The following is a 14230-nucleotide window of genomic DNA, read 5'->3' on the forward strand; positions in this document are numbered from 1 at the left end:
CAAACCCTCCATGCCGGGTTCTCGCATTGGCTTATGTGGAGTAGTTATGCCCTATCTACTTGAAATGAAAAACATTACCAAGACCTTCGGCGCAGTGAAGGCAGTTGATAACGTCAGCCTCAGGCTTAATGCCGGGGAAATCGTTTCATTGTGCGGTGAAAATGGTTCGGGTAAATCAACGTTAATGAAAGTGCTGTGCGGTATTTACCCTCATGGCTCTTATGAAGGTGAAATTCTGTTTGCGGGAGAAACACTGCAAGCCAGTCATATTCGTGATACCGAACGTAAGGGCATTGCTATTATTCACCAGGAGTTAGCGCTGGTTAAACACTTAACCGTGCTGGAAAATATCTTCCTGGGCAGCGAAATCACCCGTAACGGCATTCTTGATTACGACATGATGACGCTACGCTGCCAGAAGCTGTTAGACCAAGTCAGCTTGTCTATCTCACCGGATACCCGCGTGGGCGACCTGGGCCTGGGGCAACAACAGCTGGTAGAAATTGCCAAAGCGCTTAATAAACAAGTTCGGCTGCTGATTCTCGATGAGCCGACGGCCTCCCTCACGGAACAAGAAACCACCGTGCTGCTGGAAATTATTCGCGATCTGCAACAGCATGATATTGCGTGTATTTATATCTCACACAAGCTCAATGAAGTTAAAGCTATCTCGGACACAATCTGCGTGATCCGCGACGGCCAACATATTGGCACCCGCGCAGCCGCCGGAATGGAAGAAGACGATATCATCACCATGATGGTCGGTCGCGAGCTGACGGCGCTCTATCCTAATGAGCCGCATGCCACCGGGGAGGAGATTTTGCGCGTTGAGCGCCTTACCGCCTGGCATCCCGTCAACCGTCACATCAAACGCGTCAATGATGTCTCCTTTTCGCTGAAACGGGGCGAGATTCTCGGCATTGCAGGGCTGGTCGGCGCGGGCCGCACGGAGTTAGTGCAATGCCTGTTCGGCGTCTGGCCCGGGCGCTGGGAAGGAAAGGTCATGATCGATAATCAGGCCGTGGATATTCGTCATTGCCAGCAAGCGATCGCTCATGGCATTGCAATGGTGCCTGAAGACAGGAAACGCGACGGCATTGTGCCGGTTATGGCCGTCGGGAAAAATATCACGCTGGCGGCGCTCGATCGGTTCACCGGGAAGATAAGCCATCTTGACGATGCCGCAGAGCAAAAATGCATTCTGGAATCACTGCAACGCCTGAAAGTGAAAACATCCTCGCCTGATTTAGCGATTGGGCGCCTTAGCGGCGGGAACCAACAAAAGGCCATACTGGCGCGCTGTCTCCTGCTGAACCCGCGTATTCTCATCCTCGATGAACCCACCCGAGGAATCGATATCGGCGCGAAATATGAAATCTACAAACTCATTAACCAGCTTGTTCAGCAAGGTATTGCTGTCATCGTCATCTCGTCGGAACTCCCCGAGGTTCTTGGATTAAGCGATCGCATCCTGGTGATGCACGAAGGAAAACTGAAAGCCAACCTGGTGAATCATAACCTGACTCAAGAACAGGTGATGGAAGCCGCATTGAGGAGCGAATATCATGTCGAAAAACAATCCGTCTGAAGTGAAACTCTCAGCCCCTCTGACGGGCGGTTTTCCTGGGTTAAAATCACTGAACCTACAGGTGTTCGTCATGATCGCGGCGATTATTGTGATCATGCTGTTCTTTACCTGGACCACGGAAGGCGCATACCTGAGCGCGCGCAACGTCTCCAACCTGCTTCGTCAGACGGCGATCACCGGTATTCTGGCCGTGGGGATGGTTTTCGTGATTATCTCTGCGGAAATCGACCTCTCCGTTGGCTCAATGATGGGGCTATTAGGCGGCGTCGCGGCAATCTGCGACGTCTGGCTGGGCTGGCCATTGCCGCTTACGATTGTTGTCACGCTGGCGCTGGGTTTACTGCTCGGCGCCTGGAACGGGTGGTGGGTCGCCTACCGGAAAGTCCCTTCGTTTATCGTCACCCTGGCCGGGATGCTGGCTTTCCGTGGCATTCTCATTGGCATCACGAATGGTACAACCGTCTCGCCCACCAGCTCGGCGATGTCGCAGATTGGTCAGAGCTACTTATCCAACGGTCTGGGCTTCACAATAGGCGCCATCAGCTTAATGGCGTTTATCGGCTGGCAATGGCGCGGGCGTATGCGCCGGCAGGCTCTGGCGCTTAGCACCCCGGCTTCTACTGCGGTAGTCGGTCGCCAGGCGCTGACCGCCGTCATTGTCCTGGGCGCAATCTGGCTGCTGAACGATTATCGCGGCGTTCCAACGCCCGTACTGCTGCTGGTATTCCTGCTGCTTGGCGGTATGTTTATGGCGACGCGAACGGCGTTTGGCCGGAGAATTTATGCGATTGGCGGCAATCTGGAAGCCGCTCGTCTCTCCGGCATTAACGTTGAGCGAACCAAACTGGCGGTCTTCGCCATCAACGGCCTGATGGTGGCGATTGCAGGGCTGATACTCAGTTCGCGCCTCGGCGCCGGATCGCCTTCCGCCGGGAACATTGCCGAGCTGGACGCGATTGCCGCCTGCGTGATCGGCGGAACCAGTCTGGCGGGTGGCGTGGGTAGCGTCGCGGGCGCCGTCATGGGGGCGTTTATTATGGCCTCTCTTGATAACGGAATGAGTATGATGGACGTGCCCACATTCTGGCAGTACATCGTGAAAGGTGCGATCTTGTTACTGGCAGTATGGATGGACTCAGCAACTAAACGTCGTTCCTGAATTCCAGAAAAGGGGTCATGCTCAATGCCGGTCAACACGTACCGGCATTGTCCTTTATGACTGATTCAGCAGGGAAAGAACTATGTTTGAGAAACGCCACCGTATCACACTGTTATTTAATGCAAATAAAGCCTACGACCGTCAGGTAGTGGAAGGCGTGGGTGAATATTTACAGGCATCGCAATCGGAATGGGATATCTTCATTGAAGAAGACTTCCGCGCGCGAATTGATAACATCAAAGAGTGGTTGGGCGATGGCGTCATTGCCGACTACGATGACGATGACATTGCTCAGGCGCTTGCCGATGTGGATGTGCCCATTATCGGCGTCGGCGGTTCTTACCACCTTGCTGCACACTATCCATCCGTCCATTATATCGCCACCGATAACTACGCTCTGGTGGAAAGCGCCTTTCTGCACCTGAAAGAAAAAGGGATCAATCGCTTCGCCTTTTATGGCCTGCCCGCCTCCAGCGGCAAGCGCTGGGCGGCTGAGCGTGAATACGCGTTTTGCCAACTGGTTGCACAAGAAAAATACCGTGGCGTGGTCTATCAGGGGCTGGAAACCGCACCGGAAAACTGGCAGCACGCGCAAAACCGGCTGGCGGACTGGCTGCAAACCCTGCCGCCGCAAACCGGGATTATCGCCGTTACCGACGCCCGGGCAAGACATGTGCTGCAAGTTTGCGAGCATCTGCATATCCCGGTTCCCGAAAAGCTGTGCGTCATCGGTATTGATAACGAAGAACTGACCCGTTATCTGTCGCGAGTCGCGCTGTCATCGGTCGCTCAGGGAGCCAGGCAGATGGGCTATCAGGCGGCAAAACTGCTACACCGCCTGCTGGATAAGGAAGTGCTGCCGCTGCAACGTATTCTGGTTCCGCCTGTGCGCGTCGTTGAGCGTCGCTCGACGGACTACCGCTCATTGACCGACCCGGCCGTCATACAGGCGATGCATTTCATCCGTAACCATGCCTGCAAAGGTATTAAAGTCGATCAGGTGCTGGACGCGGTCGGTATCTCCCGCTCGAACCTGGAGAAACGGTTTAAAGAAGACGTCGGGGAGACCATTCACGCCGTTATTCATGCTGAAAAACTGGAAAAAGCGCGCAGCCTGTTAATTTCAACCACGCTGCCGATTAACGAAATATCACAGATGTGCGGCTACCCATCCCTGCAATATTTCTATTCTGTTTTCAAAAAGGAGTATGACACGACGCCAAAAGAGTACCGCGATCGGTACAGTGAGGTGTTGTTGTAGCGGGGTCTTTTGTAAGCCCGGTAAGCAAAGCGTCACCGGGCGTTTGTGCCGGATGGCGGCGCAAGCGCCTTATCCGGCCTACAAAATCGGGTCATTACATATGCGCGGCGATTAAACGCTGGTTATCCTGATACATCGCGAACAGATAGTTGTTGTAGCTCTGCCCTTTCGTCGAATAACCCTTCAGCTTATGAATCATCGCGCTTGCGGTAACTTCCTGATCCGCCTTACGCAACTGGGCGCGAGACTTACGGAAAGACGAGTAAGCAGGATGCGTGTTCAGGTTAATCACGTACGCGTTAACCGACTCTTTAACCGAGCCGAACTGCGAGTAACCTTTCACTTTACCCGGCGCATTGGTACAACGCCCTTTTCCGCATTTCATGCCGAACAGGTTATTGTTGTTGCGCGCCAGTTTAGAGGTTCCCCAGCCGCTTTCCGCCGCCGCCATCGTCGCCACCATACTGGTCGGGATGATGTCTACGCGTTCCAGCAAGGTATTCCACGGAATGTTACGCGTGTTGCCAGACCACTTTACCTTGTAGCGCGCTGCGATATCTTTCATACGCGTACGCTCAGAAGGCGACCAGCGGTTCTGGTACTGTTTTGAAATCAGCCAGTTACGATCCGCAGTAATCGCAGCATTTTGACTGGTGATAAAAGGCATAACCGTCCGGAGAAACGCTTTTTTCCTTGGTGTTCCGGAAGGGTATTTTCGCAAATCAGGAAGTGAACTACTCTTTGCACTATTGCGAGAATACTCTTGTTTACTGCTTACCTGTTTATGACCTGTCTTGGTTACGTGGGACTTTTGACTCGTTGTTGTCGTGTGCGCCTTCGCCAGCACCTCACCCGAAAATACTACGGTGAGTAACATAAGAATCATTGCCCCATATCGTCGTATGGGCGTCAATATCATTAGGTCTCCTGGTCGGATTTATACATTCCAACGCCTTATATTTTTCAAAAAAATGAGAGATGAATCTCAAATCATATCAAAAATAACCGTCAAGAGCACCCCAAGGAATAGTCCAATTCCGAAACCCTGTCACGCAATAATGGCGAAGAACGCTATTAATACGAAGAAAATGTGGTGGTTATCGCAAAACATGGCTATTTTCTGCGCACGATCGCTCACCCTCGCGCCTCAGCCTGGCGGAATACGCCAGAGGGATGAGTTATCCGCTATCTTTCAACGGCATACTGGCTAAAATCGCAGCAATAAGGAAAGCGTAATGAAACTTACCGCTTTTGCGCTGGCGCTTATGCCCGGCATCGTATTCGCCTCATCATGGACATCTCAGGGATTCCCGCCCTTTACGGCGGAAGGTACGGGTAAGTTTGTCAGCCATGCCGCGTTGACGAAAGGTACGCGCCCTTTGACGCTGCATATTGACCAACAGTGCTGGCAACCTGCTGATGCCATAAAACTCAATCAGATGCTGTCGCTCAAACCGTGTGAAGGCACGCCGCCGCAGTGGCGACTGTTTAAAGACGGCGACTATTCGCTGGAGATTGATACCCGCTCCGGTACGCCAACGCTGACGCTGTCGATAAAAAGCACCGCCGATCCCGTCGCCAGCACGGTGCGCCAGTGCCCGACGTGGAACGGCTCGCCGCTGACCCTGGAGGTGAGTCACACCTTCCCGGAAGGCGCGGTCGTGCGCGATTACTACAGCCAGCAAACCGCTACCGTTAAGAACGGTCAGATTACGTTACAACCCGGCGCGACCAGCAACGGGCTTTTGTTGCTTGAACGCGCGGAAACCAACGCGCCCGCCGCATTCAACTGGCATAACGCGACGGTCTACTTTGTGCTGACAGACCGTTTCCAGAACGGCGATCCGACGAATGACCAAAGCTATGGCCGCCACAAAGACGGCATGGAGGAGATTGGCACCTTTCATGGAGGCGATTTACGCGGGCTGGCAGACAAGCTGGACTATCTGCAACACCTGGGGGTGAATGCCCTGTGGATCAGCGCGCCGTTCGAGCAAATCCACGGCTGGGTCGGCGGCGGTACGAAAGGGGATTTCCCGCATTATGCCTACCACGGCTATTACACCCAGGACTGGACCACGCTGGACGCCAATATGGGCAGCGTGGACGACCTTCGCGCGTTAGTCGATGGCGCACACCAGCGCGGCATCCGTATTCTGTTTGATGTGGTGATGAACCACACGGGCTACGCCACGCTGGCGGACATGCAGACATTCCGGTTTGGCGCGCTGTATCTGCAAGGCGATGAGCTGAAAAAGACGCTGAGCGAACGCTGGACCGACTGGAAGCCCGCCGCCGGGCAAAGCTGGCACAGCTTTAATGACTACATCAACTTCAGCGACAAAGCGGCATGGGAAGCATGGTGGGGGAAAGAATGGATTCGCACGGATATTGGCGATTATGACAATCCAGGCTTTGACGATTTGACCATGTCGCTGGCCTTCCTGCCCGATATTAAAACGGAATCCACAACCCCTTCCGGCCTGCCGGTGTTCTATAAAAACAAACCGGATACCCGTGCAAAAGCCATTGAGGGCTACACGCCGCGGGATTATCTGACCCACTGGCTCAGTCAGTGGGTGCGTGATTACGGCATCGACGGGTTCCGCGTAGATACCGCCAAACACGTCGAACTTCCTGCCTGGCAGCAGTTGAAAACCCAGGCCAGCGCGGCGTTGACCGAGTGGAAACAGGCCAACCCGGACAAGACGCTGGACGACACGCCTTTCTGGATGACTGGTGAAGCCTGGGGCCACGGCGTCATGCAGAGTGATTATTACCGCCACGGCTTTGATGCGATGATCAACTTTGACTACCAGGAGCAGGCGGCAAAAGCGGTCGATTGCCTGGCGGATATGAACGCCACCTGGCAGCAAATGGCAGAGAAATTACAGGATTTCAACGTGCTGAGTTATCTCTCCTCGCACGACACGCGCCTATTTCGGGAAGGCGGCGATAAGGCCGCAGAGCTTCTGCTGCTGGCGCCCGGCGCCGTGCAGATCTTTTATGGCGACGAATCCGCACGCCCCTTTGGCCCGACGGGTTCCGATCCGCTGCAAGGCACCCGTTCTGACATGAACTGGCAGGATATCAACGGTAAATCTGCCGCCACCGTCGCCCACTGGCAGCGAATCAGCCAGTTCCGCGCCAGACACCCCGCCATCGGCGCCGGTAAGCAAACCACGCTCTCGCTGAAGCAGGGATACGGTTTTGTGCGCGAGCACGACGACGATAAGGTCATGATCATCTGGGCGGGTCGCCCTTAATCCTGCCTGACGTCCGGCGTGCCCATCCGCCGGACGTCTTATCAAAACAAAACACCAGCCAGATAAAAATCTTCAGCATAAAACATCAACCACGGCGTTAACGCCTGATTTGCACCCTGCCATAGGTAGCGCTATGGTTAGCCACTTTGATAATGAGTTCGACAGACCACCTGCTATGACATTCTCACTTTTTGGCGACAAATTTACCCGCCATTCAGGCATTACCCGCCTGATGGAAGACCTCAATGACGGCTTACGCACGCCCGGCGCAATCATGCTCGGCGGGGGTAATCCAGCGCAAATCCCGGAAATGCAGAATTACTTCCATTCGCTACTGGGCGAAATGCTGGAAAACGGCAAAGCCACTGATGCGCTTTGTAATTATGACGGTCCGCAGGGAAAAACGGAGCTACTGACAGCGCTCGCGTCGCTGCTGCGTGAGAATCTGGGTTGGGATATCGAACCACAGAATATTGCACTAACAAACGGCAGTCAGAGCGCGTTTTTCTACTTGTTTAATCTCTTCGCCGGACGCCGCGCCGACGGGACGACTAAAAAAGTGCTGTTCCCGCTGGCGCCGGAATACATTGGTTATGCCGATTCCGGGCTGGAAGAGGATCTTTTCGTTTCTGCTCGCCCGAATATCGAGCTATTGCCGGAAGGTCAGTTCAAATACCACGTTGATTTTGAACATCTGCGCATCGGGGAAGAGACTGGCATGATCTGCGTGTCGCGCCCGACTAACCCAACAGGCAATGTGATTACCGACGAAGAGCTGATGAAGCTGGATACTCTTGCCAATCAGCACGGCATCCCGCTGGTGATCGATAACGCCTACGGCGTTCCCTTCCCGGGCATTATTTTCAGCGAAGCACGCCCGCTGTGGAATCCGAATATCATCCTGTGCATGAGCCTCTCTAAACTGGGGCTGCCCGGCAGCCGCTGCGGCATCATTATCGCCAATGAAAAAATCATCACCGCCATCACCAATATGAACGGCATTATCAGCCTGTCGCCTGGCGGTATTGGCCCGGCAATGATGTGCGAAATGATCAAGCGTAACGACCTGCTGCGCCTGTCGGAAACGGTAATAAAACCGTTCTACTACCAGCGCGTACTGGAGACAATCGCGACCATTCGCCGGTATTTACCGGAAAATCGCTGCCTGATCCATAAACCGGAAGGCGCTATTTTCCTCTGGCTGTGGTTCAAAGATTTGCCGATTTCGACTGAATTGCTGTACCAGCGTCTGAAAGCGCGCGGCGTATTGATGGTTCCCGGCGACTACTTCTTCCCGGGGCTGGACAAACCCTGGCCACATACGCATCAGTGCATGCGGATGAACTACGTTCCCGATCCGCAAAAAATTGAGGCAGGGGTGAAAATTCTTGCTGAAGAGGTTGAGCGCGCCTGGCGCGAAGGCTGACAGCCCCCCCGGTCATCGCCTGACCGGGGTGACACTCAGACGGGTTGCGCGTGCAGTCGTTGTCGCTGCACGTTTTCCACATCAAGGCACTGCAACGCGTCAGTCGGGCAGGCCTCCACGCATGCCGGGCCCGTTTCACGGTGCCAGCAAAGATCGCATTTAATCGCCTGTACGCGTGAGGTTCGCGACACAACGTTCATCGCGCCGAACGGGCACGCCAGCATACAGCTTTTACACCCGATACAGCGCGCTTGTTCCACGAAGATGTGCCCATGATCGCGACGGATGGCCTGCGTTGGGCACACGTTCGCGCAGGGGGCATCTTCACACTGACGACATGCCGCCGCCGTGGTAAACGCATCGTCTTTAATGACCCGGATGCGGGAGACAAATTCCCCGGACGACACCGCCGCACAGTCCTGGTTCTCCTGATGCGCCACTACGCAGGCAACCTCACAGGTACGACAGCCGATACATTTCGCCGCATCCGCCATGATAAATCGGTTCATTGCCCTCTCCACCTGCGTAAAACCCCAGAGTGCCAGAGAGGGCGCGATCGCTGCTTTGATCCGACGAGGGAAACGATTAAATTTTGTCAGATGTCCATCATCTTCCGGGCGCCTGCCTTAATCGCGCACGGTAAAACCCAACTCATTCGAGATCGCCTGCGCGGTGTCACGCAGGGGTTTGAGCAGATTTTTCTCGCCAATTTGCTTAAGCCGGGACGTCGAAAGCGAAATAGAGATGGCGTATGGCACCCGATGGTGAATATCAAACACCGGCACGGCAATGCAGGAAACGCCCAGCTCATTCTCTTCGCGATCCATCGCCATACCGCTTTCACGAATTTGCGCCAGCTCGTCATACATCGCCGGCAACCCGGTAATGGTGTTACGGGTCAACGGCTGGATCTGATCCCTGTGGCTTTCCCAATAGGTTTCCACATAGTCAGGATGGCCGAACGCCATGTAAATCTTCCCCATCGCAGAGCAATACAGCGGCATATGCTGACCGATATAGGCGCGGGTGCGCAGCATGCCGGTGGTCGGCTCCAGCTTATAGATCAGGATGGCATGATCGTCTTCACGGCTGGAGAAGTTGACGGTCTCGCCAGTGGCGATATTCAGCGTCTCAAGATGCGGCGCAGCCACATGAATGATATTCAGCGATGACAGGGCTTTCTGCCCGACAGCGATAAATTTAGTGGTCAGACGATAGCTTCCGGCGGCAGGCGCGGGGGTGACATACCCGCAGGACTGCAATCCCTGTAGCAGTCGATGCACGGTACTTTTGTTCAGCCCTGCCAGTTCAGACAAGTGCGCCAGCGGGCATCCGTTCGGGTAGTTACTGAGGATCTCAATCAGCATCAAACCACGGAACAGGCTCTGACTACCGGCTGGCCTCTCTTTTTCTTGCGTCATTTCGCTCTCTTTTATGCCCATCGCTTCCGCTCCCCTTTTCGTCGCGCTCTGATGGTAGCGCAAAGTGTGTTTCAGTTCACGATCTGAACCGAAAAAACACAACTATTTGATTTTGATGATTTTAAAAAATAGACCACCCCGTTGATCTGTCAAAATTTGATCGCTATATTTGAAATCAGATTTCGCATAGTGAAATTTAAAGATAAAAAAGCGGTCAAAAATAAACGGGAGAAGCAGGAATGAAAGTGACTTTTGAGCAGTTAAAAGAGGCGTTCAATCGGGTGCTGCTGGCGCGCGGCGTTGCGGCGGAAACGGCTGACGCCTGTGCAGAGATGTTTGCCCGTACCACAGAATCCGGCGTCTATTCGCATGGCGTGAATCGCTTTCCCCGTTTCATTCAGCAACTGGATAATGGCGACATCATTCCTGATGCCAGACCGCAGCGTATCACCAGCCTTGGCGCCATCGAGCAGTGGGATGCTCAGCGATCCATCGGCAATCTGACGGCGAAAAAAATGATGGATCGCGCCATTGAACTGGCTTCCGACCACGGCATCGGCCTGGTGGCGTTACGCAATGCCAACCACTGGATGCGCGGCGGCAGCTACGGCTGGCAGGCGGCGGAAAAAGGCTACATCGGCATCTGCTGGACCAACTCTATCGCCGTGATGCCGCCGTGGGGGTCAAAAGAGTGCCGCATTGGCACGAACCCGCTGATCGTCGCCATCCCTTCATCGCCAATCACCATGATCGATATGTCGATGTCGATGTTCTCCTACGGCATGTTAGAGGTGAACCGGCTGGCGGGACGTGAGCTGCCGGTAGACGGCGGGTTCGACGATGAAGGCAATTTGACCAAAGAACCTGGCGTGATCGAAAAAAATCGCCGCATTTTGCCGATGGGCTACTGGAAAGGGTCAGGTCTGTCGATTGTGCTGGATATGATCGCCACCCTGCTTTCCGACGGCGCTTCCGTTGCCGAAGTTACCCAGGAAAACAGCGACGAATACGGCGTTTCGCAGATCTTCATCGCTATTGAGGTCGATAAGTTGATTGATGGCGCCACGCGCGATGCCAAACTCCAGCGCATTATGGATTTCGTCACCACCGCTGAGCGCGCCGATGAGAACGTGGCAATCCGTCTGCCAGGCCACGAATTTACCCGGCTGCGGGATGAGAATCGCCGCAACGGCATCACCGTCGATGACAGCGTATGGGCCAAAATCCAGGCGCTGTAAGGAGGCATAGCATGATATTTGGACATATCGCACAGCCCAATCCGTGTCGTCTGCCAGACGCGATTGAAAAGGCGCTCGATTTCTTACGCACCACCGACTTTCGCACGCTGGACCCTGGGGTGGTGGAAATCGACGGCAAAAATATTTTTGCCCAGATAATTGATTTAACCACCCGCACTGCGGCTGAAAACCGTCCAGAAGTTCATCGCCGTTATCTGGATATTCAGTTTCTCGCCTGGGGTGAAGAAAAAATAGGGGTTGCCATCGACACCGGTAATAACCAAATCAGCGAATCGTTATTAGAACAGCGCGATATTATTTTCTATCACGACAGTGAACATGAATCTTTCTTTGAAATGGTTCCGGGAAGCTACGCTATTTTTTTCCCGCAGGATGTTCATCGCCCTGGCTGCAATAAAACGGTCGCGACACCCATACGGAAAATCGTCGTTAAAGTGGCAATATCCGCTTTATAAAACGTTATCTTTGGAGCACAACATGAAAACGAACAATACCGGTTATATTATCGGTGCGTATCCCTGTGCACCCTCATTTCACCAAAAGAGTGAAGAGGAAGAGAAGGAATTCTGGCGGCAACTCTCCGATACTCCTGATATTCGTGGGCTGGAGCAACCCTGCCTTGAACATCTTCACCCACTCGGCGACGCGTGGTTATTGCGCCATACGCCAGGCAACTGGCAAATCGTCGTGACGGCGATTATGGAAACCATGCGCCGTCGCGGTGAAAACCGCGGCTTTGGGCTGGCCTCCAGCAATGAAGATCAGCGTCAGGCCTGTGTGGCGTACTATCGCCACCTTTACCAGAAGATCACGACAATCAACGCGGCAAGCGCCGGGAAAGTGATCGCGCTTGAGCTGCACGCCGCACCGCAGGCCGATAACCCAAACGTCGCACAGGCAACGGACGCATTTGCCCGTTCAGTGAAAGAGATCGCTGGCTGGGACTGGCCGTGCGACCTGGTGCTGGAACACTGCGACGCGATGACCAGCGCCGCGCCGCGCAAAGGATTCCTGCCTCTGGACAACGTGCTGGAGGTGATTGCCGACTACGACATCAGCGTTTGCATTAACTGGGCGCGTTCCGCCATTGAAGGACGCAACACCACCCTGCCACTGACCCATACGCAGCAGATGAAACAGGCTGGTAAACTCGGCGCGCTGATGTTCTCCGGTACAACGCAAAGCGGTGAATACGGCGAATGGCAGGATTTACATGCGCCTTTCGCACCTTTCTGCCCTGACAGCATGATGACGCAAGAACATGCCCGTGAATTACTGACCTGCGCAGGAACAGACGTTCTGCAATTCATGGGTATTAAGTTACTGGAAATTAACGCTAATGCCGACGTCAGTCACCGCGTAGCGATATTACGCGACGGCATTACGGCATTAAATAACGCCAAATAATAAGACGTTACCGGATAGCGCCGTAGGTCTGATAAGCAAAACGTCATCAGGCATTAAATAATTTACTTTTCATCGCCAGAATACTTACTTTACGAGAATACGAAGATGAATATGACCTCTCGCCCTACAGAAAAAGATATACCTCGTCAGCGTTGGCTGCGAATTATTCCGCCCATTCTGATTACCTGTATTATTTCTTATATGGACCGCGTGAATATTGCTTTCGCGATGCCTGGCGGAATGGATGCCGAATTAGGTATTTCCGCCACTATGGCCGGTCTGGCTGGCGGGATTTTCTTCATCGGCTATCTGTTCTTACAGGTTCCCGGCGGCAAAATCGCCGTTCACGGCAGCGGCAAGAAATTTATCGGCTGGTCGCTGGTTGCCTGGGCGGTCATTTCCGTCCTCACAGGCTTAATCACCAACCAGTATCAATTGCTTGCCCTGCGTTTCTTACTGGGTGTGGCGGAAGGCGGCATGCTGCCCGTCGTACTGACGATGATCAGCAACTGGTTCCCGGACGCTGAACGCGGTCGTGCGAACGCCATTGTGATTATGTTTGTGCCGATTGCCGGGATTATCACCGCCCCGCTCTCCGGCTGGATAATCACCGTACTCGACTGGCGCTGGCTGTTCATTATTGAAGGTCTGCTCTCTCTCGTCGTGCTGGTGCTGTGGGCGTACACCATTTATGACCGGCCGCAGGAAGCCCGCTGGATCTCCGGGGCGGAAAAAAACTATCTGGTGGAAACCCTCGCCGCAGAACAGAAAGCCATTGCCGGAAGCGAAGTCAAAAACGCCTCTCTCAGCGCGGTCCTTTCCGACAAAACCATGTGGCAACTTATCGCCCTGAACTTCTTCTATCAGACCGGGATTTACGGTTACACCCTCTGGCTGCCGACCATTCTCAAAGAGCTGACCCACAGCAGCATGGGGCAAGTCGGTATGCTCGCCATTTTGCCATACGTCGGCGCGATCGCCGGGATGTTCCTGTTCTCTTTCCTTTCCGACCGCACGGGTAAACGCAAACTGTTTGTCTGCCTGCCGCTGATTGGCTTCGCCCTGTGCATGTTCCTGTCGGTGGCGCTGAAAAACCAAATCTGGCTGGCCTATGCCGCGCTGGTCGGCTGCGGCTTCTTCCTGCAATCGGCGGCGGGCGTCTTCTGGACGATTCCGGCACGTCTGTTCAGCGCCGAGATGGCGGGCGGCGCACGCGGCGTTATCAACGCGCTTGGCAACCTCGGCGGCTTCTGCGGCCCCTACGCGGTTGGCGTACTGATCACGTTGTACAGCAAAGATGCGGGCGTCTATTGCCTGGCGATCTCCCTGGCGCTGGCCGCGCTGCTGGCGTTGTTGTTGCCCGCGAAATGCGATGCGGGTTCGACACCGGCAAAGACAATGAGTCCGCGTAAACACGCCGCGTAACACCATGCCCGGGGCGCA

At 54.3% G+C, this 14230-nt stretch carries 12 protein-coding genes; 9 read left to right on the forward strand and 3 right to left on the reverse strand.

Features of this window, described 5'->3' with window-relative positions; all coding sequences use genetic code 11:
• Positions 1 to 46: 46 nt before the first annotated feature.
• The 3 genes from OGV79_RS01350 (at position 47) to xylR (ending at position 4008) form a co-directional block, all read left to right on the forward strand.
• Positions 47 to 1588, forward strand: a complete 1542-nt coding sequence (locus OGV79_RS01350; RefSeq protein WP_012135704.1) for a xylose ABC transporter ATP-binding protein — start codon at positions 47 to 49, stop codon at positions 1586 to 1588.
• A complete protein-coding gene (gene xylH, locus OGV79_RS01355; protein ID WP_012135705.1) occupies positions 1566 to 2747 on the forward strand; it encodes a xylose ABC transporter permease XylH in 1182 nt (393 codons plus the stop codon). The genes OGV79_RS01350 and xylH overlap by 23 nt, the downstream gene beginning before the upstream one ends.
• An 82-nt stretch (positions 2748 to 2829) precedes the next feature.
• Entirely contained in the window at positions 2830 to 4008 is a 1179-nt protein-coding gene (xylR, locus tag OGV79_RS01360) for a D-xylose utilization transcriptional activator XylR (protein ID WP_012135707.1), read from the forward strand.
• A gap of 94 nt (positions 4009 to 4102) precedes the next feature.
• On the opposite strand, the gene OGV79_RS01365 is transcribed toward xylR, so the two are convergent.
• The gene (locus tag OGV79_RS01365; RefSeq protein ID WP_024131053.1) at positions 4103 to 4927 is read right to left on the reverse strand and encodes a protein bax; all 825 of its coding nucleotides are present in this window, start codon (positions 4925 to 4927) and stop codon (positions 4103 to 4105) included.
• Positions 4928 to 5243: 316 nt separating this feature from the next.
• On the opposite strand from OGV79_RS01365, the gene malS reads away from it, so the two are divergent.
• Complete coding sequence (malS, locus tag OGV79_RS01370; RefSeq protein ID WP_286466742.1) at positions 5244 to 7274, forward strand: alpha-amylase; 2031 nt, start codon at positions 5244 to 5246, stop codon at positions 7272 to 7274.
• Between the two features lie 175 nt (positions 7275 to 7449).
• Positions 7450 to 8700, forward strand: coding sequence for a valine--pyruvate transaminase (gene avtA / locus OGV79_RS01375; protein ID WP_024131054.1), 1251 nt, complete (start codon positions 7450 to 7452; stop codon positions 8698 to 8700).
• Positions 8701 to 8735: 35 nt separating this feature from the next.
• Here avtA and OGV79_RS01380 read toward each other — a convergent pair whose 3' ends face one another.
• Together OGV79_RS01380 and yiaJ are read right to left on the reverse strand one after the other, a co-directional pair.
• On the reverse strand, positions 8736 to 9209 hold the full coding sequence (locus OGV79_RS01380; protein WP_012135712.1) for a 4Fe-4S dicluster domain-containing protein: 474 nt from the start codon (positions 9207 to 9209) through the stop codon (positions 8736 to 8738).
• Positions 9210 to 9326: 117 nt separating this feature from the next.
• Entirely contained in the window at positions 9327 to 10142 is an 816-nt protein-coding gene (yiaJ, locus tag OGV79_RS01385) for an IclR family transcriptional regulator YiaJ (RefSeq protein WP_200075943.1), read from the reverse strand.
• A 218-nt stretch (positions 10143 to 10360) separates the two neighbouring features.
• On the opposite strand from yiaJ, the gene yiaK reads away from it, so the two are divergent.
• From yiaK to OGV79_RS01405, 4 genes are all read left to right on the forward strand, one after another.
• Entirely contained in the window at positions 10361 to 11359 is a 999-nt protein-coding gene (yiaK, locus tag OGV79_RS01390) for a 3-dehydro-L-gulonate 2-dehydrogenase (protein WP_071259234.1), read from the forward strand.
• An 11-nt stretch (positions 11360 to 11370) separates the two neighbouring features.
• Positions 11371 to 11835, forward strand: a complete 465-nt coding sequence (locus OGV79_RS01395; protein WP_012135715.1) for a YhcH/YjgK/YiaL family protein — start codon at positions 11371 to 11373, stop codon at positions 11833 to 11835.
• A gap of 22 nt (positions 11836 to 11857) precedes the next feature.
• The gene (locus OGV79_RS01400; RefSeq protein ID WP_286466745.1) at positions 11858 to 12787 is read left to right on the forward strand and encodes a DUF4862 family protein; all 930 of its coding nucleotides are present in this window, start codon (positions 11858 to 11860) and stop codon (positions 12785 to 12787) included.
• A 105-nt stretch (positions 12788 to 12892) separates the two neighbouring features.
• On the forward strand, positions 12893 to 14212 hold the full coding sequence (locus OGV79_RS01405) for an MFS transporter (RefSeq protein WP_047460323.1): 1320 nt from the start codon (positions 12893 to 12895) through the stop codon (positions 14210 to 14212).
• Positions 14213 to 14230: the final 18 nt, after the last annotated feature.

Origin of the sequence: Citrobacter sp. CK185 (assembly GCF_030333565.1) — a bacterium.
Taxonomy (GTDB): Bacteria; Pseudomonadota; Gammaproteobacteria; order Enterobacterales; family Enterobacteriaceae; genus Citrobacter_B; species Citrobacter_B koseri.

Coding starts and splice junctions, on each gene's coding strand:
- OGV79_RS01350 (WP_012135704.1), top strand. CDS start 47: ATGCCCTATCTACTTGAAATGAAAAACATTACCAAGACCTTCGGCGCA.
- xylH (WP_012135705.1), top strand. CDS start 1,566: ATGTCGAAAAACAATCCGTCTGAAGTGAAACTCTCAGCCCCTCTGACG.
- xylR (WP_012135707.1), top strand. CDS start 2,830: ATGTTTGAGAAACGCCACCGTATCACACTGTTATTTAATGCAAATAAA.
- OGV79_RS01365 (WP_024131053.1), bottom strand. CDS start 4,927: ATGATATTGACGCCCATACGACGATATGGGGCAATGATTCTTATGTTA.
- malS (WP_286466742.1), top strand. CDS start 5,244: ATGAAACTTACCGCTTTTGCGCTGGCGCTTATGCCCGGCATCGTATTC.
- avtA (WP_024131054.1), top strand. CDS start 7,450: ATGACATTCTCACTTTTTGGCGACAAATTTACCCGCCATTCAGGCATT.
- OGV79_RS01380 (WP_012135712.1), bottom strand. CDS start 9,209: ATGAACCGATTTATCATGGCGGATGCGGCGAAATGTATCGGCTGTCGT.
- yiaJ (WP_200075943.1), bottom strand. CDS start 10,142: ATGGGCATAAAAGAGAGCGAAATGACGCAAGAAAAAGAGAGGCCAGCC.
- yiaK (WP_071259234.1), top strand. CDS start 10,361: ATGAAAGTGACTTTTGAGCAGTTAAAAGAGGCGTTCAATCGGGTGCTG.
- OGV79_RS01395 (WP_012135715.1), top strand. CDS start 11,371: ATGATATTTGGACATATCGCACAGCCCAATCCGTGTCGTCTGCCAGAC.
- OGV79_RS01400 (WP_286466745.1), top strand. CDS start 11,858: ATGAAAACGAACAATACCGGTTATATTATCGGTGCGTATCCCTGTGCA.
- OGV79_RS01405 (WP_047460323.1), top strand. CDS start 12,893: ATGAATATGACCTCTCGCCCTACAGAAAAAGATATACCTCGTCAGCGT.